This window comes from Variovorax sp. GW821-FHT09D04, from assembly GCF_059416405.1.
Genome location: NZ_JBWKPA010000001.1, coordinates 330,486 through 352,386, shown reverse-complemented (window position 1 = coordinate 352,386; position 21,901 = coordinate 330,486). Strand labels below are relative to the sequence as shown.

The following is a 21,901-nucleotide window of genomic DNA, read 5'->3' as shown; positions in this document are numbered from 1 at the left end:
TCAATGTTCCAGCAGGCGGCGCAGTTGGGCGACCGCCAGGCGCACGCGCGACTTCACCGTGCCCAGCGGAATGCACAGCTGGGCCGCGATGCGGGCATGCGGCGCGTCTTCAAAATAGGAAAGGTGCAGCACCTGCTGCTGCTCGGGCGGAAGCTGGCGCAGCGCGCCGCGCAGCCGTTCGCTCAGGCGCGCGTCGTGCAGCTGGTCTTCGACGGCCGGGTCATCCGAGGGGAGCAGGTCGAAGTCGAACGCGTCCTCAGACGACTGCACACCCTGGCGCCGCCGCAGCACGTCCACACGCAGGTTCCGCGCGATGGCGAAGATCCAGGTCGTGGCGGCCGCCCGGGCCGGATCGAACAGCGCGGCCTTGCGCCAGACGGTGACCAGGGCTTCCTGGGCCAGTTCTTCGGCCTGGATGGCCGGGCTGCCGCTGTGCATCAGGTAGTGCTTGATGCGCGGCGCGAAATGCGAGAACAGCTGCGCGAACGCGTCCCGGTCCTGTCGCTGCGCCACGGCGGCCATCGCCTCGACCCAGAGGTCGTCGGGCAAGGCAGATGGCTCGGAATCGGGGGAGACAACGGTCAAGAGGGACGCTCGACGACTGCGGGGCACCGGAGTGCCCGCAGAGGGGTTGGACGGATCAGGAGCCGCGGTCATGTGCTGTCATACGCAAGGAAGCCGCGTTCGGATCATCGCAGCGACACGCCGGTAATCCAAACGGCCATTTCCTGCGTACAGGCAGCACGACCCGACGGAGACTCTCCATGCTGCCTCTTCTTGCCCCGTCTGCCGCCTTGCCGACGCCTGCCTCCGTGCCTCCCGAGCAGCGCATCGCCGTCGTCGGCACCGGCATCTCGGGCTTGTCCTGTGCCTGGCTGCTGTCCCAGCGCCACGAGGTCACGGTGTTCGAGAGCGAGCCCCGGCTGGGCGGCCACAGCCATACCGTGGACGCGCCGGGCCGGGAAGGCCCGGTGCCGGTGGACACCGGCTTCATCGTCTACAACGAGCCCGCATACCCGAACCTCACCGCGTTGTTCCAGCACCTGGCCGTGCCGACGGCGGCCTCGGACATGTCGTTCGCAGTGAGCCTGGACGCCGGCGGGCTCGAATACGCCGGCACCGACCTGCGCGGCTTGTTCGCGCAAAAGCGCAACCTGGCGCGCCCCCGCTTCTGGGCCATGCTGCGCGACCTGCTGCGGTTCTACCGCGAGGCTCCGCACGATGCGCAGGTCGCAGGCGACCAGGCGCTCGACGACTACCTGGATGCCCACGGCTATGGCCGCGCGTTTCGCGACGACCACCTCTATCCCATGGCTGCGGCCATCTGGTCCACGCCAGCGGCGCAGGTGGGGCGCTATCCGGTTGCCGCCTTTGTGCGGTTCTGCGAGAACCATGGGCTTCTGCAGATCAGCGGCCGCCCCATCTGGCGCACGGTGGTGGGCGGCAGCCGCGAATACGTGCGGCGCCTCAGCCAGCCTTTCGCCGACCGCATCCAGCTGGACCGGGCCGTGCTCGAACTGCATCGCGAGCCGGCGGGTGTGCGGCTTCGCACGAGCGCCGGCTGGTGGCCCGAGCGCTTCGACCAGGTGGTCCTGGCCACCCATGCGGACCGCTCGCTGGCGCTGCTTGACGCGCCCACCGGTGCCGAACGGGCCCTGCTCGGTGCCCTGCCCTACAGCCGCAACCTGGCCGTGCTGCACCGCGACCCCGCCCTGATGCCAACGCGGCGCGCCGTGTGGTCGAGCTGGAACTACCTCGGCACGCGCGGCAGCGGGGCGGCCCCGACGGTGACCTACTGGATGAACCGCCTGCAGCCCCACCTGCCGCAGGGCGCGGCGGCCGAGCCGCTGTTCCTGACCCTGAACCCGGCGATCGACCCGCGGCCCGAGCACCTGATCCGCACAGAGGTCTACGACCACCCGCTGTTCGATGCCGCGGCCATGGCCGCGCAGCGCCAGCTGTGGCAGCTGCAGGGCCAGCGCCGCACCTGGTTCTGCGGCGCCTACTTCGGCGCCGGCTTCCACGAGGACGGATTGCAGGCCGGCCTGGCCGTCGCCGAAGCGCTCGGCGGCGTGCGCCGACCCTGGCGCGTGGCGCAGGAGTCCGGGCGCATCCACCTGCCGCAAGGCGCACAGACCGTCGCCTCATGAATGCGCACGGAGGCTCGGCACTCTACATCGGGCGCGTCATGCACCAGCGGCTGCGGCCGAAGCGGCATCGGCTGAGCTACCGGGTCTACAACCTGCTGATCGACATCGACGAACTGCCGCAACTGCACGCCCGGTTGCGCTGCTTCTCGGTGGACCGGTTCAACCTGTTCAGCTTCCATGCCGCCGACCACGGCGACGGTTCGGGCCGCGACCTGCGGACCCAGGTGGAAGCGCGGCTGCGCGAGGCCGGCCTTCCGACCGGCGGCGCGATCCGGCTGCTGGCCATGCCGCGGCTGCTCGGCCATGTGTTCAACCCGCTCAGCGTCTGGTTCTGCCATGCACCCGGCGGCGCGCTGCAGGCGCTGCTGTACGAGGTCAACAACACCTTCGGGCAACGGCACAGCTACCTGATCCCCGTCGCTGATGACGGCGCGTCCATCGTCGAGCAGCACTGCGACAAGCAGATGTACGTCTCTCCCTTCAACGGCATGGACCTGCACTACCGGTTCCGCGTCGCACCGCCGGGCGAGGCGGTCTCGGTCGGCATCAGCGTGCACGACGCGGCTGGCGCCGTACTCAACGCGCGGCTCGACGGCCAACGCGCCCCCCTGAGCGACCTGGCGCTGCTGCGCGTGTTCATCACGCATCCGTTGCTGACCCTCAAGGTGGTGGCCGCCATCCACTGGCAGGCCCTGCGTCTGTGGATCAAGCGCGTGCCGCTGCATCCGCGACCGGCTGCCCCCGACCACGACCTCACCATCGTTCCTTCGAACAAGACCCCATGAGCCTGACCACACCTTCCGCACCCGCGCTCGATGCCGCGCCGGTCTTCTCGCCGCTGCGCCGGCTGCTGGCCCGCACGCGTTTCGGCCGGCTGTCCTTGAGCCTTCCGGGCGGCCGGTGCATCGAGGTGGCCGGCCGCGAACCCGGGCCGCACGCGAGCCTGCGCCTGCTGAGCTGGCGCCCTCTGCTGCGCCTGGCGCTGCAAGGCGATCTGGGCCTGGCCCTGTCGTTCCGCGATGGCGAGTGGGACAGTCCGGACCTGCTGGCCTTGTTCGAATTCGGCCTGGCCAACGAGTCGGCCTGGGGATCGCTGCTCAAGGGGCGCGGGCTGGCGCGCTGGGCGGCGCGGCTGCGGCACCTGACCCACGGCAACAGCCGGCGCGGAAGCCGGCACAACATCGCGTTCCACTACGACCTGGGCAACGCGTTCTACCGGCACTGGCTGGACGACAGCATGCTGTATTCGAGCGCGATGTTCAGCGATGCCGACGACGACACGCTGGAAGCCGCCCAGGCGCGTCGCCTCGCTGCCATCGCCGACATGCTCGACACCCCGCAAGGGGGCGACGTGCTCGAGATCGGCTGCGGCTGGGGAACGCTGGCCGCGAGCCTGGCCCACCGGCACGAAGCGCGCATCACCGGCGTCACGCTGTCGAGCGAGCAACTGGCCTTCGCCCGCGAACGCGCGCAGGACTGGGGCGTGGCCGACCGGGTCGACCTGCGGCTGCAGGACTACCGCGACGTGCAGGGCCGGTTCGACCGCATCGTGTCCATCGAGATGATCGAGGCCGTCGGCGAGGCCTACTGGCCCACCTACTTCGCCACCTTGCGCGAGCGCCTCAAGCCCGGTGGCGTCGTGGTGCTGCAGGCGATCACGATCGCCGATGCGCAGTTCGACAGCTACCGCCAGGGGACCGATTTCATCCAGCACTGCATCTTTCCCGGCGGCATGCTGCCCAGCCCGCGCGTGCTGCGGGAACAGGCGCAACGCGCAGGGTTGGTGATCGAGGCTTCTCGCTGCTTCGGCAAGGACTACGCGCGAACCCTGGCAGAGTGGCGTCGCCGATTCCTCGACGCCTGGCCGCAGATCGAGCCACTCGGCTTCGACGCCGCGTTCAAGCGCTTGTGGACCTACTACCTCTCCTACTGCGAGGCCGGCTTCCACGCGGGGCTCGTCGACGTCGGCCTCTACCGGTTGCGCGTGGCTGAAGCCGGAACTGCCTGATCGGTCGGCGCAGTGCGAACCGCCCCCTTCCGCCTTCTTAACAGGGTGACGCACCGCAATTCCGGCTGTTCTGAAATATCCTGTGCGAACGCAGCAACTGCTGCCCGTATTGCGCGGCCTGCCGGGACAATGCCGATGAGGCTGCCAGAGACGCGGTCCTGGACGCGATTCTTCTGGCTTGCGATAAGCCCGCCTTCGGCGACTGGGCGACAACTGCCGGTAGCTGTCGCTCAACCCACGCCTGCCATGCGTGTCGCAGCCTATGAGCGGCAGTGGAGCTGATCACGTCGGATGGCCACCGAGTGACCGTGATGCACCGGGCTCGGCGGCCGTGAAGCGGTGCCGAAGCTTCCGCCCGGCTGGCTACAGTCGGCCAACCTTCAAGTGCATCAGCGAGCACTGGACCTGCAACTGAAGCGGCCTTCTCGAAAGCTACAGCGGCTCGTCATCCATCCGCGGCTGTGACTCTCTCGTCAGCGTCTTGGCCAACAACCGCAAGGTGCTTGCAGAGGCTGCCGTGGCCTCGGAAAGAACGGCTCCACGCCGATAGGCCAGCCCCAGGTCCATCGAGGGCACCGCACTCGACACCACCGTCCTGCGAATGCGCCCCCCATCGTGCGACCAGGGGCGAAACACCAGGTCCGACAGGATGGTCACACCCACGTTCTGTGCGACGAGGCTGCGCACGGCCTCGATCGATTTGGTGCGGAACACGACCTTGGGCTTGAGCTTCATCGCGCTCCAGTAGCGGCCCACGGTGTCCACGTGCTCGTCCATGTCCAGCAGCACGAAGGGCATCTGCGCGATCTCGCGCAGCGACACCGACTTCTGCGCCACCAGCGGATGGTCGAACGAAGTCCACAGACGACGCTCCGACTTCAGCAGGTTCTCGCGCCGGATGTCCGGCGCGCGCGAGAGGTTCGACACCAGGACCACAGCCAGGTCGAATTCGCCGCTGCGCAAGCCGTTCTCGATCTCGAGCCGGTTGCGCTCCACGGGCTCGAATTCGACCAACGGCAGTTGCCTGCGCATCGCGCCGATGATCTTGGGCAGCATGTATTCGGACACGGTGTCGGTGATGGCGATCTGCACCCGCCCCTCGACCGAGGACACCGAGTTGCGCGTCTCCTCCACCGCCGCATCGAGCGTGTGCAGCATGTGCTCCGCATGCCGCAGGAACCCCTCGCCCTGCACCGTGAGCCGCAGCCCGTCGGAGTGTCTCGTAAAGAGCTGCACCTTCAGCGTCGACTCCAGGTTCTTGAGCGAAGTGGTCAGCGACGGCTGGCTCACATAGCAGCGCTGGGCTGCGCGGGACACCTGCCCCGTGTGCGCTGCGGCCACGAAGTGCTGCAGCTGCTTGATCGTTATCGACATAGATACATCCTATATCGCTCTATTGAAAATAGAGATTATGAATTGTCGATGGCAATTCCTAACATCCGGACAGCACGCCATTTCAGGCGTGTGACGAGGACGCCCACCGTTCCAGCAGCAGTAGCAGGAGACCCCCATGCCATCGACATCACACACTTCCGCCGGCCACGGCGCCCACCCTTCTGTACCCCAGGAGGCTTCGACCGATGCCGGGCTGTTGAGCCGCCTGGGCCTGCGCTTCACCGCCTGGGCCGAGCGCTGGTTTCCCGACGCTTTCGTGTTCGCGGCCATCGCCGTGGTGGTGGTCGCGGGCGCCGCGCTCCTGAACGGGTCGAGCCCGCAAGCGGTGGCCAAGTCTTTCGGCGACGGCTTCTGGAGCCTCATTGTTTTCACGATGCAGATGGCGTTGGTGGCCGTCGGCGGCTACGTGGTGGCGACCTCGCCGCCGGCTGCGCGACTCATCCGCAAGCTGGCCGCACTGCCCGTGTCGGGGCGCCAGGCCATCGCGTATGTGGCGGCGATCAGCATGATCCTGTCACTCTTCAACTGGGGCATCTCGCTGATCTTCAGCGCGCTCTATGTGCGCGCGCTGGCCGGCCGCCTCGACCTGCGCATGGACTACCGCGCCGGCGGCGCGGCGGCCTACCTCGGCATGGGCGCGACCTGGGCGTTGGGGCTCAGTTCGTCGGCGGCGCAGTTGCAGGCCAACGCCAGCAGCCTGCCCAAGAGCATTCTTGACATCACCGGCGTGATCCCGTTCAGTCAGACCATCTTCCTGTGGCAGTCGGTCGCCATGGCGCTGGTGCTGATGGTCGTGTCGGTGGCCATCGCACTGTGGTCGGCGCCCGACGCGAAGCACGCGGTCACGGCGCAGGACCTGGGCGTGGACCTCACGGAAGCCAAGCCCGCTTCCCCAGAGTCCGCCGAGCGCCGCCCCGGCGAGTGGTTCGAGCGCAGTCCGCTGCTCACGCTGCTCCTGTGCGCGCTGGGTTTCGGCTGGCTGGCGCAGGAGTTCATGGCCAAGAGCCCGCTGATCGCGATCTCGGGCCTCAACACCTACAACCTGCTGTTCCTCATGATCGGGCTGCTGCTGCACTGGCGCCCGCGCAGCTTTCTCGACGCGGTGTCGCGTTCGGTGCCGTCGACGGCGGGCGTGATCATCCAGTTTCCTCTGTACGGCGCCATCGCGGCCATGCTGACCGGCGCCAAGGGCGACGCAGGCATCACGCTGTCGGACCGCATCGCGCATCTGTTCGTGAGCATCTCCAGCGTCGACAGCTTCGCCGTGGTGATGGGCGCGTATTCCGCCGTGCTGGGCTTCTTCATTCCCTCGGGTGGCGGCAAATGGATCATCGAGGCGCCCTACGTCATGCAAGCGGCCAACGACCTGAAGGTCCACCTGGGCTGGGCCGTGCAGGTCTACAACGCGGCCGAGGCGCTGCCCAACCTGATCAACCCGTTCTGGATGCTGCCGCTGCTGGGCGTGCTGTCGCTGAAGGCACGCGACATCGTGGGCTTTACCTTCCTGCAATTGCTGGTGCATGCACCGCTGGTGCTCTTCATGCTCTGGGCCTTCGGGCGCACGCTGAGCTATGTCGCGCCGGTGATGCCTTGAGTCACGCAGATACCGGATGCAAGTGATGACGACGACGGCGCCCACGCAAACCAAGCAGGGCTACTGCACGCTCTGCCGTTCGCGCTGCGGCACGCTCAACGAGGTGCGTGACGACATGCTGGTGTCGGTGAGGCCCGACGCTTCGCACCCCACCGGCCAGGCGATGTGCATGAAGGGCAAGGCCGCGCCCGAACTGGTGCACAGCCCGCACCGGCTGCGCTACCCGATGCGCCGCACCAGGCCCAAGACCGAGGCGGATCCGGGCTGGGTGCGCATCGGTTGGGACGAGGCACTGGCTGAGACCGCGCAGCGCCTGGGCGCCATCAAGGCCGAGAGCGGTGCCGAGTCGGTGGTGTTCGCAGTGACCACCCCCAGCGGCACGCCGCTGACGGACAGCATCGATTGGATCGAGCGCTTCGTGCGCCTCTTCGGCAGCCCCAACATCTGCTACGCGACCGAGGTCTGCAACTGGCACAAGGACTTCGCGCACGCCTTCACCTTCGGCTGCGGCATGCCCGCGGCCGACTACGCGCAGGCCGAACTGATCGTGCTGTGGGGGCACAACCCAGCGAACACCTGGCTGGCGCAGGCCAACGCCATCGGCCGTGGCCGCGCGAACGGGGCGAAGATGGTGGTGATCGATCCGCGCCCTACCGCGCTCGCGCGGCAGGCCGACACCTGGCTGCCTGTGCGGCCGGGCACCGATGCCGCATTAGCGCTGGGGCTGATCCACCTGCTGATCGCGGACGCGCGCTTCGACGAAGGCTTCGTGCGCGCGTGGACCAACGCACCGTTGCTGGTGCGCAGCGACAACGGACACTTCCTGCGCGAGCAGGACCTGTGGCCCGATGCCCAGGGCAACCGCTTCATGGCTTGGAACGACGCGCTCGCCTGCGCGGTGCCCTATGACACCGAGCAGGCAGCGAAATCCCAGGACGCAGCCCACTTCCGCCTGCGCGGCGCGGTCGAGATCGATGTGGGCGCACATCGCGTGTCGTGCGCGCCAGCTTTCGAACTGCTGGCCCAGGGTTGCACCGACTACACGCCGTCGAATGTCGAACGCATCACCGGCGTTGCTGAAGCTTCGTTGCACGCAGTCGCCGACCTCTTCGGCACTTGCCGCCGCGTGGCCTATCACGCCTGGACTGGCATCGGCCAGCACACCAACGCGACGCAAGCCGAGCGCGCTGTCGCCACGCTGTATGCGTTGTGCGGCAGCTTCGACCGCATCGGCGCGAACCGCGTTCGCGTCGGTCCGCGCGTCAACGCCGTCAACTCGCTCTCACTGCTGCCCGACGCGCAGCGCGCCAAGGCGCTCGGCCTGGCGCAGCGCCCGATCGGCCCTCCCGCACACGGCTGGGTGACGGCGCGCGACACCTACCGCGCGATTCTCGAAGGCGAGCCCTACAAGGTGCGCGCGATGATGGCCTTCGGCACCAACCTGCCCGTATCGCAGGCCGACACGGCGCTCGCGCACCGGGCGCTGTCGCAGCTCGAATTCCACGTGCACTGTGACTTGTTCGAAACACCCGCCGCCCGGTACGCCGACATCCTGCTGCCGGTCAACACCCCCTGGGAGCGCGAAGGCCTGCGCATCGGCTTCGAGATCGACGATCGTGCGGCCGGCTGGGTGCAGTTGCGCCAGCGCATGGTGACGCCGCGCGGTGAATCGCGCGCCGACAACGACGTGCTGTTCGATCTGGCCGTTCGCCTGGGCATGGGCGACGACTTCTTCGGCGGCAGCCTCGACGCGGGCTGGAACCACATGCTCGAGCCGCTCGGCCTCACGGTCGACCAGTTGCGTGCCCGGCCCGAAGGCATGGCCTGCGCCATCGACGCGAGCGAGCAGAAGTACGCCCGCGCCACGCCCACCGGCGTGCGCGGCTTCGACACCCCGACGCGACGCGTCGAGCTCTATTCCGAAACCCTGCTGCGCCACGGCCAGCCGCCGGTCGCCACCTTCGTCGAACCGGCAGACACGCCGCGCGATGCGAAGGCCACGCGCCAGGGCCGCTTTCCCTATGTGCTGAGTTCGGCCAAGAACGGCTTCTATTGCCACAGCCAGCACCGCAGTCTGGCCTCGCTGCGCAAGCGCGCGCCCGATCCGGTGGCCGAATTGAGCCCCGCGCTCGCGGCCGCCAAGGGCATCGTGGACGACGACTGGATGCGCATCCGCACGCGCGTGGGCGAGGCCCGCTTCGTCGCCTGCGTCACGCCCCAACTGGCGGACGACGTCATCGTGGCCGAGTTCGGCTGGTGGCAGAGCTGCCCCGAGCTCGACCGCGACGGCCTGCCGATTGAAGGCGCGTTGGGCAGCAACTTCAACGCGCTGATATCCGCCGACAGTTGCGACCCGGTGAGCGGCTCGGTGCCGCATCGCTCGTTTCTCTGCGACATCGAACGCGACCCGGCCACAGAGGTGCGGCAGCGCAAGTGGTCCGGCTACCGCCCCTTCCGCATCAGCGCGCTGCGGCCCGAGGCCGACGGCGTGCTGGGCATCCACTTCGAGCCAGTCGACGGCGGCGAACTGCCCGATTACCGACCCGGTCAGCACATCGAGATGCAATTGCATCTGGACGATGGCACGCAGGTCACGCGCGCCTACTCGCTCACGGGCGCGGCCGAGGTGCCGGGCCGGCGCAGCTACAGCGTGGCCGTGCGCCACCAGCGCGGCCGCTCGGCCGACGGCACGCCGCACGAGGGGCGCGTGTCGAGCCATCTGCACCGCGCGTTGAAGGTCGGTGACACCCTCTCGCTGCGGGCGCCGTCCGGCGGCTTCGTGCTGCCGCGCCACTCGCCGCAGCCGCTGGTCTTTTTCGCGGGAGGCATCGGCATCACGCCCTTCATCAGCCTGCTCGAATCGCTGCCCGACGGCGCGCAGGGGCCGGCCATCTGGCTCTACTACGCCAACCAGAACGGCACGACCCACGCGTTTCGCGAGCGCATCGCGCAGCACCGCGCGCGGCTGCCGCAGTTGCAGGTTGTCGATCACTACAACGCACCACGGCCGCAGGAGCGCCAGGGCATCGACTACCAGTCGGACCGCTTCATCGACGCGAGCGTGGTGGACGACGCGTTGATCGCGCAGCGCGCCCGTTTCTACCTGTGCGGACCGCCGGCCATGATGGACGCGGTGACCGCCGGCCTCGTGGCGCGGGGCGTTCCGCGCTTCGACATCTTCAATGAGGTCTTCCGTTCGCCCACCACGCCGCCCACCGACGGCGACCAGCGTTTCACCGTCAGCTTTGCGCGCTCAGGCCGCGCCCCCGCAACGTGGACGTCCCAGCAGGGCACGTTACTGACCTTTGGCGAATCGCTCGGCGTGCAGATGGCCAGCGGCTGCCGTGTGGGCCAGTGCGAGAGCTGCGCCGTGCGCCTGTTGAGCGGCAAGGTGCGCCATCTGCACGGCAGCGAACCGGAAGACCCGGCCGTGTGCCTGGCCTGCCAGGCCATCCCGCTCGAAGACGTGGTGCTCGAGGCATAACGGCCGGCACTTTCACTCAACTGACTCCATCCGTGACCCCATGAAAATCATCAATACCGAAAGCACCCGCCGTGCATTGCCCTTCGACTGCCTGATCCCGGCGCTTAGGGAGATGTTCATCGCTGGCTGCGAGGTGCCCTTGCGACACACGCATTCGCTGCAGGCCGGGACGCACACCTCGCCCCGCACCGTGCTGGTCATGCCGGCGTGGCAGCACGACCGCTACCTGGGCATCAAGACAGTGACCATCTTCCCGGACAACGCGCAACGCGGCCTGCCCGGACTGTTCTCGACCTATGTGTTGTACGACGCCAGCACGGGTGAGCCCCTGGCGCAGATCGACGGCAACGAGATCACGTCGCGCCGCACCGCTGCGGCCTCGGCCCTGGCCGCGTCCTATCTCGCGCCTGCCGATGTGCGCAGCCTGCTGGTCGTCGGCTGCGGGCGTGTCGGCAGTCTGATTCCCGAGGCCTACCGCGCCGTGCGTCCGATCGAACGCGTGGTGGTGTGGGACCGCGACGAATCTGCGGCGAAGGCACTCGCTGCGCGGCTGTGCGCGCAGGACATCGAGGCGGCCGTTGCGCCGGATCTCGCCAAGGCGGTGAACGACGTCGACATCGTGAGCTGTGCCACGCTCGCCACGCAGCCGGTGGTGCAGGGCGCGTGGCTGCGGCCTCGCAGCCACCTCGACCTGATCGGCAGTTTCACGCCACAGATGCGCGAGGCCGACGATGCCTGCTTTGCGGGTGCGCGTCTGTTTGTCGATACGCAGGAAGCGCTGCAAAAGAGTGGCGAATTGCTCGGGCCCCTGTCGCGCGGCGTGTTCGCCGCCGACGATGTGGCAGGGGAGTTGGCCGATCTGGCCGCGGGCCGGATCCAGGGACGCGCCGATGGTGACGGGCGGACCGTCTTCAAGGCCGTGGGCACCGCCTTGGAGGACCTGGCCGCGGCAGTGGTGGTCTACGAAGCTTCCGATTCGATCTGAGACACTTGCCTTGCCCAGCCGCTAAGCGCTGGGCGCCTCCTGCACGTGTGCAGCAGGCAAGCCCCGCGCGTGCGCCTTCAGGCAGGCAATGAAGTCCATGAGCGTGGCCGAGACGTGCTCGCGGTTCCACACCACAGTGATGGGGCCGAAGCGGATGTTCGAATCGATGGCGACCTTCCGGAACAGCCCCAGCGAGGCCATGTAGTCCGCCATGGATTCCGCACACACGCCGACATAGTCGCCCTTTTGCAGCAGCGCCTGCATCATGGCCAACGAGGCGGTTTCTGCCTTGGGCACCAGCCACGATGCCTGTTGCTCGATGAGGTAGGCATCCATCTGGATGCGAGTGAGCGTGCCAAGGGGTGGCATCACCCAATGCTCGCGCAGCACGTCGGCAAAGCCCAGCGGCAGGTTGCGGTCCCAGTGCTTGCTGCCCTGGCCGATGACGATGCTCACCCGGTCGTCAAAGAGCACGTGGTGCGCCAGTTGCGGCTGGTGCGCCCGCGCATCCAGAACGCCGATCACGGCATCCATGGCACGCGTGTCCAGGCCTTTGAGCAGGTCGTCGAACAGGCCGTCGTGGATGGACACGGCCACATCGGCATGGCGCTGCTGGAACGCGGTCACGGCTTCGGGCAGGCCGCCGGCGATGCCTGCCCAGACGCTGCCCACGTTCAGTCGCGGCACGCGTCCCGCAGCCACCGCATGCATTTCGAGGCCGGTGCGGGCGATATCGCCCAGCACCGTGATGGCCAGGCGTTTGAGCAGATGCCCGGCAGGCGTCAGCTGCACCTTGCGCCCGCGCACCACCAGCGGCGTGCCCGCCACGCGTTCGAGCTCTGCCAGCCAGTGCGACATGGCAGATTGCGTCATGTGCAGCCGCGCCGCCGCTTCGGTCAGCGTGCCCGCCTCGTCCAGCACCAGAAAGGACTCCAGATGCCGGACCTTGATGCCCCGTGCCCATGACAGGCCTTCCGAACGCTCGATCATGAGTAAACCTTCATGCATCTATTTTGCATTTTCACTAGGCAGATGGCAGGGGTTGTCATGAAAATTACTTCATCTTCCATGACAGACCCTCTGAGGAATCCCTGTGCCCAAAGCAATCACGAACGTCTACAAGATCCTGATGGGTGTCGCAGTCGCAGCCGCCACGGCCACCACCGTGTTCGCGCAAGCCTCCTACCCCAGTCGTCCCGTGCGCCTGATCGTGTCGCAGGCCCCGGGCGGCAGCAGCGACACGATCGCGCGCATGTGGGCTGAACACGCAGGCAAGGCCATTGGCGCCACCATCGTGGTGGAGAACAAGCCCGGTGCGGGCGGCCTCATTGCCGCACAGAACGCGCTGAATGCGCCCGCCGATGGCTACACCTTGCTGCTGGGCAGCGTGTCGCTGATGGTGCTCAATCAGTTCACCTACAAGCCACTGCCCTACAACCCCGAGAAGGATTTTGTTGGCGTGACCATGCTGACGACGGTGCCGTTCGTGCTGTCGGCCAACCCGGCCACGGGCATCAAGACGCTCAAGGATCTGACGGAAAAAGCCAAGGCGGCACCCGGCAAGCTGAACTTCGCGTCCGCCGGCTTGGGCAACTCCACCCACCTGGCGGTCGAGCTCGTGTCCAATGCCCTGGGCATTTCGATGACCCACATCCCTTACAAGGGTGAGGCCGACGGCATCCTGGCCACCATTGGCGGACAAACCGAGGTGATGGCACCGGTGTATGGCACCGCCCTGCCCCACATCAAGAACCACAAGCTCAATCCACTGGCCGTGTTGTCGCCGCAACGCACCCCTGAGCTGCCCGATGTGCCCACCCTGGGCGAGCTGGGCGTGAAGGGCTTTGACAACATGGGCTGGAGTGCCGTGGTGGCGCGCGCCGGCACGCCGGCCGACATTGTGGAAAAGCTCAACAAGGCGACGACGGCCTTCCACCAGAGTCCCGACGTGCAGGCCAAGCTCAAAAGCATGGGCGTGATCCCCATGTCCGGCCCTTCCGCGCTGGTCATGGAAACGGCGGCGCGTGACGCCAAGGCCTGGGGGCCCACGCTCGGGGCACTGAACCTCAGCGCCAAGTAAGCCGGCGACCGCACAAGCGCCGCCCCCTTTTTCTCCCATCTTCACCCCTTGCCGTATCGCCGATGCAGCAAGGGGCTCGTCATCACACCTCATGAAAAAAGAAGCAATGGTGGTCTGTCCGCAGCCGGAGGCCGCCGAATCCGGCATCGACATCCTGCGCGCGGGCGGTAACGCGGTGGATGCCGCCGTGGCCACCGCGCTGGCCCAGACCGTGGTCGATCCGCTGATGTGCGGCATCGCAGGTTTCGGCACCGCCGCCGTCTACCTGCCGGGCGCCCAGGTGCATGAATATTTCGACTTCCATTCGCCCGCGCCGCTGGCGGCCAAGGAAAACATGTGGGAGCACCTGCTCGAGGGCGAGACCAAGGACGGCTTCGGTTTCATCCTCAAGGGCCGCGTCAACGACATCGGCCCCCAGTCCATCGGTACGCCGGCCACGCTCAAGGGCCTGGAGGCCATGCACCAGGCGCACGGCCGCCTGCCGTGGCGGCAGGTGGTGGAGCCCGCCATCCGCTGGGCAGCGGACGGCTACTTTGTGCGCCCCGGCATGCACGCCTTCTGGATCGACGAGCCCACCATGGGCCGCGTCGGCAACCTGGAGCGGCTGCAGTACTGCGAGGAAAGCCGCCAGCTGTACTGCCGCCCCGATGGCCGCCCCAAGCCCATCGGCGCACCACTGCGCAACGAAGGCATGGCCGCCGTGCTGCGCCAAATTGCTGAAGAAGGTGCGCGCCCGTTCTACCAGGGTGACCTGGCGCTAAAAATGGTGACGCACCTGCAGTCGCTGGGGGCGCTGATCACGCTCGACGACCTGGCCCGGTATCAGGTGCAGCGCAACCCGCCGTTGGTGGGCCGCTACCGCGACCGCACCATCACGACCAACCAGCCCCCGGGCGGCGGCGCCATGCTGCTGGAGATGCTCAACATCCTCGAGCACTTCGATCTGGCGAGCCTGGAGCACAACAGCCCCGCCTACCTGCAGCGGGTGTGCGAGGCCATGAAGAAGGCGACGATCGACAAGGACCGCTGCATCGGCGACCCGAATTTCTTCGATGTGCCGCTGGATCAGCTCCTGTCCAAGGACATGGCCTGGGAAGTGGCCGAGCAGATCCGCACGGGCCATCGCTTCAACGTGGAGCGCGTGAACCCTGGCGCACCCGTGCCGCGCGACACCACCCACCTGAGCGTGGTGGACGCCGACGGCAACGCCGTGTCCCTGACCCACTCGCTGGCCATGCCCTCGGGCATCATCACCCCGGGCATGGGTTTTCTGTACAACGGCTGCATGGGCGTGTTCGACCCGCGTCCGGGCCGCGCCGGCAGCATCCAGCCGGGCAAGAGCCGCTTCACTTCGTCCTGCCCCACCATGACCTTCAAAGACGGCGAGCTCGACGTGGTGCTCGGCGCCCCGGGGGGCACGCAGATCGCCATGGGCGTGCTGCAGGTGCTGCTCAACGTGATCGATCACGGCATGGAGATGCAGGCCGCCGTGTCGGCACCTCGCTTCTCGTCCACCAGCAACGCCATCGACGTGTGCAACCGCATTCCGCGCTCCACCACGCGCGCGCTGGAAGCGCAGGGTTACGCCATTGGCCGCAACCCGTACAACTACACCATCGGCTGGGTGCACGGCGTGCAGGTACAGGCCGACGGCCTGCATGGCGGCGCCGACCCTGGCCGCGATGGCGTGGCGTACCGGCTGCGCATGGATCCTGCGCACTGATCGGCCACCGTTTTCAGCTATCGACTGTGTGGCTTGTGAGAAGCTCATTCTCATCCCGCCTTCTTTGCATGTAGCCAGTCGCGCTTGTCTGCTTTGCAGCGATTTCCGCCGCCGGACTCGGGGGCCGCCGATGCCTGCTTGAAGGACGATCCCGACAGGCAGGTCCGTAGAACGGCCTGTCGTAGACCGCATTGGAACTCCCCTTGACCTGAAATTTCCTGTGCGATCGCAGCAACTGCCGCCTGCTCGCTCGGCAATGCACGACTCGATGCACTGAGCGCTCGCGGCGACGCGCCGATGATCCTGGCCATCGGCCCCGACAGTGATCTGCGTTTCGACGTGGCGATGCGCGCCGATGACTACACGCCGTCGGTGCGCGCGGACGGTCCGACCTGGGACGACGAGGAACCTGGCCGACCAGGCGGCGGCGCCGATCATTTTCTCGACTTCATCGTCGCCCAAGCGGTGCCGGCCCTGGCGGCGCGCGCACCGCTGGATCCGCGACGCCGCACGCTGTGCGGGACACTCGTACGGTGGTTTGTTCGCGCTGCACGCGTTGTTGCGCCGGCCGCAGTTCTTCTCGCGCTGCGCGGCGGCGGACCCCTCGTTGTGGTGGCAGGACGGCTTCATCCTGCGCGAGGCCGAACACCCCGCCCCCTGCCGGCGGGACGCGAGACCATGCTGTTGTTCATGCAGGGCGCCTCGACCGAAGGCGAGAGTCCTGCCGCGCCATCTCCTGCAGGTGTCAGCGCGGCGCGCGCCGAACGCCTGCGACACCAGCGTGCCGCCGTGCCACCGCAGGCTGGCCGGGACCTGGCGGGACGACTCGACCGCGCAGGCGTGCGTGCGCAGTACCTCACCTTTCCCGGCATGCCTCATGGCCCGATGCTGGCGGCATCCCTGCCGCCCCATTGGCACTGGCTGCGCGCCCGTCGCCGGCTTGAGCCGAAAGCTGGAGAAAAGTCGTTTCGTCCCCCACAGCTCGCGAAGATTGTTGCGGGATTCATGGCCGCATATCCGACCCGGGCAGCCGGAATTCGGATGCATCAACCATTGCGCATGAGAAGCTCGGTGAGCTTCATCACTTTGAGAGCGCAATGGTCAAAAAGACAACTGAACAGAAAGCTGCAGAGGCGCTTCGTTACATCGCTGCCAGTGGAGCGGCCAATGCGGTTGAGCTCGAGCCCTTCTTGACTGATCCCAATCAGGCCATACGCGCCGTGGCGGCCATGAACTCGGATGCAGACGAAGAGATCCTGGATCGTTTTGCGAATGACAAGTTCTGGGGCGTCCGCATGGAAGTGGTGCGCAATGCCAATGTCAGCCAGGCCACGTTGCGCAGGCTGCTGGAGTCCGACACGCGCAAACGCGGCGTGGTGCACCACGCCGCGCGCGAGAAGCTGGAAGAGCGCGGTGTCGCATTTGGTGCTGGTGGCATGCCGGAATACGCGGCGTAGAGAGCGAAGTCGCATTTCCTGAGCGTCATTTGATCGGGTCGCTTTCGATCTCGATCACTGCGGCCGGTGTTCGTGCAGGGTCCTGTTATTGGCGCTCCGGCCTCTTGTTTCGGACGAGCAGTGCCATGGCCGCCAGCGCGACCGGAACATTCGAATCACGTATCTCAGTGCTGCCCCCCCAGACGCTTGTCTGTCAGGTGGCCCGTCAACCCGCGGACCTGGGCGCCGGCTTTGCCTTCAGGCCCGCCTCGATGAAGTTCACCAGGAAGTCGACGCCGGCCTCCATGCTGGTCTGCTGCAGCTTCTCGGGCCACAGCGCCTGCACCCGCGTGTGCGTGCTGTGCGCATAGAAGAAGGCGCCGTAGACGAAGATGACGCGCCAGTAGAACTCTTCGCTGCTCAAGTGAGGAAGCTCGTGGCTCACGACATCCACGAAGCGTCGCGCGAAGTCGTCCACGATGGATGCTGTCAGCGCATGCACTTCATCGGCAGGGTCCATCAACATGCGGCCATAGAACGCACGGAACGACTCGCGCTCCTGGACACTGGCTCCCGCGACAAGCAGTGAGGGCGCCATGGAGGCCCGCAGGATGTCTCGCAACGGGACCTTCCGACCCTCGAATGCATCCAGGCGCTCCTTGCGCTCCTTCATCACCGGCCCCAGGCGGCGCTCCAGCACGGCCTTGCACAGCGCCTGCTTCGATCCCCAGTAGTAGTGGAAGGCTCCCAGGTTGGCGTTGGCCCGCTCCGCGATCGCTCGCATGCTGGTGCCCCCGTAGCCATGTGCAGCAAACAGGGCCTCGGCGGCGTCGAGGATCTGGTTTGCGGTGGTGTCGGAAAGCGCCTGCCGCTTCGAAGAGACGGCGGTTTTCGCTGCGGTGGGCTTGGGCATGGGGGAAGTGGCGAGGTATTGAAGTTCGTTGACAGCCAATCCTTGAAATCATACAGTTGTATATTTATACGTACGTATGACTTAAAGGAGACTTCATGAGATTGATCGATCTGTCCTCGACGCTGGACCCGCACGACCGCGATCTGCTTCCTCCCGCCATGGCCGCCGCCGCGGGCGTGGTGGCGCCCCGGGTGGACTATTCCCACCCGGCGACGCCGGACGGCCGCGACCGCTTCTGCCACTTCTTCGGCTGCAGCCACGATGACTTGCCCGACGGCGAGGGTTGGGGTTCGGAGGTGCTCAACGACATGTCGTCGCATTGCGGCACGCACGTGGACGCACCGCTGCACAGCGGATCGACCTGCGAGGGACGAACCTCACGCACCATCGACCAGGTCGAACTGAACGAGCTCTTCTGCCCCGGCAAGGTGCTCGATGTGCGCCCTTGGGCGCAGCCTGGGCAGGCCATCCCGGTCGATGCGCTTCGCCAGGCGTTGTCCGCAGTGGGCGAGCCCATCCGTCCCGGCGACGCCGTGCTGATCCGGACCGGGCAAGAGCGATATCGCCTGGGCGAGCCGGCCTTCTTTCAGTACCCGGGGATGAGCCGCGAAGGCACGCTGTTCCTGTCGGAGCAAGGCGCCACCGTGCTCGGCACGGACGCGGTCGGATGGGATCGTCCCTTCGCCGTGATGGCCCAGGCCTTCAAGGAAACGGGCGACAAGCAGCAGCTGTGGGACGGCCACAAGGCGATCCGCGAGAAGGAGGCCTTCATCGTCCAGCAACTGTGCAACCTCGGCGCCTTGCCGCTTCGCGGCTTCCACGTCGGCTTCTTCCCGTTGAAGCTGGCACGCGCCAGCGCCGCCCCCGCCCGTGCCGTGGCCTTCCTGTCCAACTGAGGAGCGACTTCAATGCGTATCGTGACTTTCGTGCGTGAGGGCTTTGACGCATCTCGCCTCGGTGCCCTCATCGGCGTCGACGGCGTGCTGGACCTCACGGCTCGCCACCCTGGCGAAGAGGCCTTCGGCTCTGCGTTGGCTTTCCTGCGCGCAGGCCCTGCATCCTGGGACCTTGCGCGTGCGCAGGTCGCCAAGCACGGCGGCGCTGCAGAGTCCCTGGCCGGCGCCGCGTTGCTTCCCCCGCTGCCCAATCCGCCGCTGATCCGGGACTGGGGAACCATGATCGAGCACCCCAGGTTCTTCCTGCGGCGACGCGCCGAGCAACTGGCCGCCCGAACAGCCGACCCGGAGGCCGCCATGGCCGCCGCACAAGCCGATGGCTCGCTCGAGTTGCCCCCGAACTGGTTCACCGTGCCTCGCTTCTACACCGGCAATCCGCTCAACATGACCGGGCCGGATGCCGAGATCGCCTGGCCGGGTTTCGCCGAATCGCTGGACTACGAACTCGAACTGGCCGTCGTCATCGGCGCGGGTGGCAAGGACATCCCCGTGTCGCGAGCACGCGACCACATCTTCGGGGTCACGCTGTTCAACGACTTCACCGCGCGGGATACGCAAGTGGCTGAAGGCAGTCCGGCCGGCAAGAGCAAGGACTTCGACGGCGCCTATGCCATCGGCCCCTGCATCGCCACGCTGGACGAGATCCCCGACCTCTATCAGCTGCAGGTGCAGTCGAGGCTCAATGGCCTCGTCCAGACCACCCGCAGCACCGCCGACATGCAGCTGACCTTCGAGGACATCGTGAGCTATGCCAGTCGCTCGTGCACGCTGCACCCTGGCGAACTATTCGCCTCGGGCACCTTCGAAGGTGGCTGTGGCGTGGAGACCGGCCGGCTGCTGCGCGATGGCGATGTCATCGAACTCGAGGCGCAGGGCATCGGCACGCTGCGCAACCGGATCCGCCGCACGGCAGCGCCCGCCGCGGCAGCGAAGGCCTGAGATGACGGTTCCGCTGTACATCGTGGGCGTGGGCAGCACGCCCACGGGCCGCTTCGCGGACGTTGCGCTGCGCACGATGGCCCGCCAGGCCATCGATCTCGCCCTGGCCGACGCTGGTGCGACGGCCGACCAGGTGGGTGCCGCGTTCTTTGCCAACGTCGGCCAGTCGCTGCTGCAGGGACAGCACATGATCGGTGGTCAGGTGGCGCTGCGCGAGGCAGGATTGGATGGCATTCCGATCATCAACGTCGAGAACGCATGTGCCAGTGCGTCGACCGCCTTCTACCTCGCCTGCGCCCATCTGCGCGCCGGACTGTGTGACGTCGCATTGGCGGTGGGGGCGGAGAAGCTGTCGCACCCGGACAAGGCCCGCACCTTTTCCATCTTCGATGGCGCCCATGACGCCGAAAGGCCTGAGGCACTGCTGCGCTTTCTCGCACAACAAGCTGGTGAGGACCCCACACAAGCCCCCGTCGCACAGCAACGCAGCGTCTTCATGGACATCTATGCGGCCCTGGCCCGCGCGCACATGGCACGCCACGGCACCACGCAGCGGCAGCTGGCCCATGTGGCCGCCAAGAACCACAGCCACTCCGTGCACAACCCGTTGGCCCAGCATCGCGTCGCGATGTCGGTCGACGAGGTGCTCGCGGCGCGCGCCATCACCTGGCCCCTGACTCTGCCGATGTGCGCGCCGATCGGCGATGGCGCGGCTGCAGCGTTGATCGTGCGCGAGGACGCCCTGGAGCGCTTCGATGCGAAGCGTGCGGTGCGCGTGCGGGCCAGCGTTCTGGCCAGCGGGTCGGCACGCGCCGGCGGAAGCGAGACGCCCATCAGCCGCCGCGCGGCACTGCGCGCATACGCTGATGCGGGCGTCGGGCCTGAGCACATCGACGTGAGCGAGGTCCATGACGCCACGGCCTTCGGAGAAATCGTCCAGTGCGAACACCTGGGCTTGTGCGAACCCGGCCAGGGCGGATGGCTCGCGGAGCATGGCCACACCGCACTGGGCGGCCGTCGGCCGGTCAACCCCTCGGGAGGACTGGAGTCGAAGGGGCATCCCATCGGCGCCACCGGCCTGATGCAGATCCATGAGCTCGTCCTGCAATTGCGCGGCGAGGCCGGCGGGCGACAGGTGGCCAATGCGCGCCTGGCCCTCGCCGAGAACGGCGGCGGCTTCCTGGGCCACGAGGAAGCGGCCGCAACCATCACCATTCTTGAACGGGCTGCACAACGCACATGAAGCACGCCACCATGTATTCCAGACGCACTCTCCTCGGGCGATCGCTCGCCTTGGGCTTGTCCGGCCTTGCCGACAACGCTGCCAGAGCCGCCACGGCGGCCTGGCCATCCAAGCCGATCCAGATCATCGTGCCCGCAACCACCGGCAGCGCACCCGAGATCGTGGCTCGTCTGATCGCCGAAGCTTTGTCGGCACGCCTGTCGAACCCCGTCTATGTGGAAGGCATGCCGGGGGCCTCGGGGATCATCGGCACCGACAAGGCGCTCAAGGCGCCCGCCGACGGGCACACGCTGCTCTACGCCATGAACCAGGTGGCGACGATGAACCCGCACCTCTACCCGCGGCTTCCCTACAACCCGGCCAGGGACATGGCGCCGATCAGCCTGGTCGCGCGCGGCGGGTATGTGCTGCTCGCTCACAGTGGCCTGCCGGCCTCCGATCTCCCGTCGCTGATTGCCCTGGCCAAGCGCGAGCCCGGCAAGCTGGCCTATGCCTCCACGGGCAACGGCAGCGCATTCCACCTGGGCATGGAGCTGATCAAGGCGCAGTGCGGCATCGATCTGCTGCATGTGCCCTACCGCAGCGGCGCCAATGCCAACACCGAGCTGATGGCGGGGCGCGTGCAGGTCCGGCTCGAGCCCCAGGCCTCGGCGCTGGCGCTCGTTCGCGGCGGTCGCGTCAAGGCCTTGGCGGTGACCACACCCACGCGACTCCCCGTCCTGCCGCAAGTGCCGACGGTCCGGGAGACCCTGCCCGGATTCGAGCTGAGCGGCTGGAACGCCTTGTGGGCACCGGCGGGCACGCCCGCGCCGGTCATCGTGCGACTCAACGCCGAAGTGCAGCAGATCCTGAAGAGCGACGCATTCCGAAGCCATCTGTTGCAACTCGGCCTGACACCCGAGGGCTCGACGCCGGCCGAACTGGCTGCGCTGACGGCGCAAGAGACGGCGCAATGGAAGGCCCTGATCGACAAGACGGGCATCAAGGCGGACTGA

At 67.3% G+C, this 21,901-nt stretch carries 18 protein-coding genes; 14 read left to right on the top strand and 4 right to left on the bottom strand.

Annotated features, from left to right (window positions below; genetic code table 11):
- Positions 1-549, bottom strand: a complete 549-nt coding sequence (locus tag AC07O4_RS01665; RefSeq protein WP_495303560.1) for a sigma-70 family RNA polymerase sigma factor — start codon at positions 547-549, stop codon at positions 1-3.
- 215 nt (positions 550-764) lie between these two features.
- On the opposite strand from AC07O4_RS01665, the gene AC07O4_RS01660 reads away from it, so the two are divergent.
- From AC07O4_RS01660 to AC07O4_RS01650, 3 genes are read left to right on the top strand one after another with little or no spacing between them, the layout of a single operon-like run.
- A complete protein-coding gene (locus tag AC07O4_RS01660; RefSeq protein WP_495303559.1) occupies positions 765-2,150 on the top strand; it encodes an NAD(P)/FAD-dependent oxidoreductase in 1,386 nt (461 codons plus the stop codon).
- Entirely contained in the window at positions 2,147-2,935 is a 789-nt protein-coding gene (locus AC07O4_RS01655) for a DUF1365 domain-containing protein (protein ID WP_495303558.1), read from the top strand. Before AC07O4_RS01660 ends, AC07O4_RS01655 begins: the two co-directional genes overlap by 4 nt.
- The gene (locus AC07O4_RS01650) at positions 2,932-4,158 is read left to right on the top strand and encodes a class I SAM-dependent methyltransferase (protein WP_495303557.1); all 1,227 of its coding nucleotides are present in this window, start codon (positions 2,932-2,934) and stop codon (positions 4,156-4,158) included. Before AC07O4_RS01655 ends, AC07O4_RS01650 begins: the two co-directional genes overlap by 4 nt.
- 432 nt (positions 4,159-4,590) lie before the next feature.
- Here the strand turns inward: AC07O4_RS01650 and AC07O4_RS01645 are convergent, their stop codons facing one another.
- Complete coding sequence (locus AC07O4_RS01645; RefSeq protein WP_062471895.1) at positions 4,591-5,532, bottom strand: LysR family transcriptional regulator; 942 nt, start codon at positions 5,530-5,532, stop codon at positions 4,591-4,593.
- A 136-nt stretch (positions 5,533-5,668) separates the two neighbouring features.
- Here AC07O4_RS01645 and AC07O4_RS01640 point away from each other — a divergent pair, with 136 nt between their 5' ends.
- The 3 genes from AC07O4_RS01640 to lhpI are packed head-to-tail and all read left to right on the top strand — an operon-like array spanning position 5,669 to position 11,616.
- Positions 5,669-7,147, top strand: a complete 1,479-nt coding sequence (locus AC07O4_RS01640; RefSeq protein ID WP_082818002.1) for a short-chain fatty acid transporter — start codon at positions 5,669-5,671, stop codon at positions 7,145-7,147.
- Positions 7,148-7,163: 16 nt separating this feature from the next.
- On the top strand, positions 7,164-10,631 hold the full coding sequence (locus tag AC07O4_RS01635) for a molybdopterin-dependent oxidoreductase (protein WP_495303556.1): 3,468 nt from the start codon (positions 7,164-7,166) through the stop codon (positions 10,629-10,631).
- Between the two features lie 40 nt (positions 10,632-10,671).
- The gene (gene lhpI / locus AC07O4_RS01630) at positions 10,672-11,616 is read left to right on the top strand and encodes a bifunctional Delta(1)-pyrroline-2-carboxylate/Delta(1)-piperideine-2-carboxylate reductase (RefSeq protein ID WP_495303555.1); all 945 of its coding nucleotides are present in this window, start codon (positions 10,672-10,674) and stop codon (positions 11,614-11,616) included.
- A 21-nt stretch (positions 11,617-11,637) separates the two neighbouring features.
- On the opposite strand, the gene AC07O4_RS01625 is transcribed toward lhpI, so the two are convergent.
- Positions 11,638-12,606 carry a LysR family transcriptional regulator gene (locus AC07O4_RS01625; RefSeq protein ID WP_495303554.1) on the bottom strand — a complete coding sequence of 323 codons (969 nt, stop codon included), beginning with the start codon at positions 12,604-12,606 and terminating at the stop codon, positions 11,638-11,640.
- A 103-nt stretch (positions 12,607-12,709) separates the two neighbouring features.
- On the opposite strand from AC07O4_RS01625, the gene AC07O4_RS01620 reads away from it, so the two are divergent.
- The 4 genes from AC07O4_RS01620 to AC07O4_RS01605 all read left to right on the top strand — a co-directional run bounded on the left by AC07O4_RS01620 (position 12,710) and on the right by AC07O4_RS01605 (position 16,876).
- Positions 12,710-13,696 carry a Bug family tripartite tricarboxylate transporter substrate binding protein gene (locus tag AC07O4_RS01620; RefSeq protein WP_082818001.1) on the top strand — a complete coding sequence of 329 codons (987 nt, stop codon included), beginning with the start codon at positions 12,710-12,712 and terminating at the stop codon, positions 13,694-13,696.
- Between the two features lie 91 nt (positions 13,697-13,787).
- Positions 13,788-15,419 carry a gamma-glutamyltransferase gene (gene ggt, locus AC07O4_RS01615; RefSeq protein ID WP_495303553.1) on the top strand — a complete coding sequence of 544 codons (1,632 nt, stop codon included), beginning with the start codon at positions 13,788-13,790 and terminating at the stop codon, positions 15,417-15,419.
- Positions 15,420-15,774: 355 nt separating this feature from the next.
- The gene (locus AC07O4_RS01610) at positions 15,775-16,482 is read left to right on the top strand and encodes an alpha/beta hydrolase-fold protein (RefSeq protein ID WP_495303552.1); all 708 of its coding nucleotides are present in this window, start codon (positions 15,775-15,777) and stop codon (positions 16,480-16,482) included.
- A gap of 34 nt (positions 16,483-16,516) precedes the next feature.
- Positions 16,517-16,876 carry a hypothetical protein gene (locus AC07O4_RS01605; protein WP_495303551.1) on the top strand — a complete coding sequence of 120 codons (360 nt, stop codon included), beginning with the start codon at positions 16,517-16,519 and terminating at the stop codon, positions 16,874-16,876.
- Positions 16,877-17,081: 205 nt separating this feature from the next.
- On the opposite strand, the gene AC07O4_RS01600 is transcribed toward AC07O4_RS01605, so the two are convergent.
- On the bottom strand, positions 17,082-17,768 hold the full coding sequence (locus tag AC07O4_RS01600) for a TetR/AcrR family transcriptional regulator (protein WP_492735139.1): 687 nt from the start codon (positions 17,766-17,768) through the stop codon (positions 17,082-17,084).
- Between the two features lie 101 nt (positions 17,769-17,869).
- Between AC07O4_RS01600 and AC07O4_RS01595 the strand changes: the two genes are divergently transcribed.
- Genes AC07O4_RS01595 through AC07O4_RS01580 form a run of 4 tightly spaced genes read left to right on the top strand, consistent with a single transcriptional unit; the run spans position 17,870 to position 21,901 of the window.
- Positions 17,870-18,664, top strand: coding sequence for a cyclase family protein (locus AC07O4_RS01595; RefSeq protein ID WP_062469561.1), 795 nt, complete (start codon positions 17,870-17,872; stop codon positions 18,662-18,664).
- 12 nt (positions 18,665-18,676) lie between these two features.
- Complete coding sequence (locus tag AC07O4_RS01590; RefSeq protein ID WP_495303550.1) at positions 18,677-19,663, top strand: fumarylacetoacetate hydrolase family protein; 987 nt, start codon at positions 18,677-18,679, stop codon at positions 19,661-19,663.
- Position 19,664: 1 nt separating this feature from the next.
- Positions 19,665-20,906 (top strand): thiolase family protein, encoded by a 1,242-nt coding sequence (locus tag AC07O4_RS01585; protein WP_495303549.1) that lies wholly within the window; start codon positions 19,665-19,667, stop codon positions 20,904-20,906.
- Positions 20,903-21,901: a Bug family tripartite tricarboxylate transporter substrate binding protein gene (locus AC07O4_RS01580; protein ID WP_495303548.1), complete on the top strand. Its 999-nt coding sequence runs from the start codon at positions 20,903-20,905 to the stop codon at positions 21,899-21,901. The genes AC07O4_RS01585 and AC07O4_RS01580 overlap by 4 nt, the downstream gene beginning before the upstream one ends.

Bases quoted from the DNA above. Each gene is read 5' to 3' on its own strand.
- AC07O4_RS01660 (WP_495303559.1), top strand. From the start codon at position 765: ATGCTGCCTCTTCTTGCCCCGTCTGCCGCCTTGCCGACGCCTGCCTCC.
- AC07O4_RS01655 (WP_495303558.1), top strand. From the start codon at position 2,147: ATGAATGCGCACGGAGGCTCGGCACTCTACATCGGGCGCGTCATGCAC.
- AC07O4_RS01650 (WP_495303557.1), top strand. From the start codon at position 2,932: ATGAGCCTGACCACACCTTCCGCACCCGCGCTCGATGCCGCGCCGGTC.
- AC07O4_RS01645 (WP_062471895.1), bottom strand. From the start codon at position 5,532: ATGTCGATAACGATCAAGCAGCTGCAGCACTTCGTGGCCGCAGCGCAC.
- AC07O4_RS01640 (WP_082818002.1), top strand. From the start codon at position 5,669: ATGCCATCGACATCACACACTTCCGCCGGCCACGGCGCCCACCCTTCT.
- AC07O4_RS01635 (WP_495303556.1), top strand. From the start codon at position 7,164: ATGCAAGTGATGACGACGACGGCGCCCACGCAAACCAAGCAGGGCTAC.
- lhpI (WP_495303555.1), top strand. From the start codon at position 10,672: ATGAAAATCATCAATACCGAAAGCACCCGCCGTGCATTGCCCTTCGAC.
- AC07O4_RS01625 (WP_495303554.1), bottom strand. From the start codon at position 12,606: ATGATCGAGCGTTCGGAAGGCCTGTCATGGGCACGGGGCATCAAGGTC.
- ggt (WP_495303553.1), top strand. From the start codon at position 13,788: ATGAAAAAAGAAGCAATGGTGGTCTGTCCGCAGCCGGAGGCCGCCGAA.
- AC07O4_RS01610 (WP_495303552.1), top strand. From the start codon at position 15,775: ATGACTACACGCCGTCGGTGCGCGCGGACGGTCCGACCTGGGACGACG.
- AC07O4_RS01605 (WP_495303551.1), top strand. From the start codon at position 16,517: ATGGTCAAAAAGACAACTGAACAGAAAGCTGCAGAGGCGCTTCGTTAC.
- AC07O4_RS01600 (WP_492735139.1), bottom strand. From the start codon at position 17,768: ATGCCCAAGCCCACCGCAGCGAAAACCGCCGTCTCTTCGAAGCGGCAG.
- AC07O4_RS01590 (WP_495303550.1), top strand. From the start codon at position 18,677: ATGCGTATCGTGACTTTCGTGCGTGAGGGCTTTGACGCATCTCGCCTC.
- AC07O4_RS01585 (WP_495303549.1), top strand. From the start codon at position 19,665: ATGACGGTTCCGCTGTACATCGTGGGCGTGGGCAGCACGCCCACGGGC.
- AC07O4_RS01580 (WP_495303548.1), top strand. From the start codon at position 20,903: ATGAAGCACGCCACCATGTATTCCAGACGCACTCTCCTCGGGCGATCG.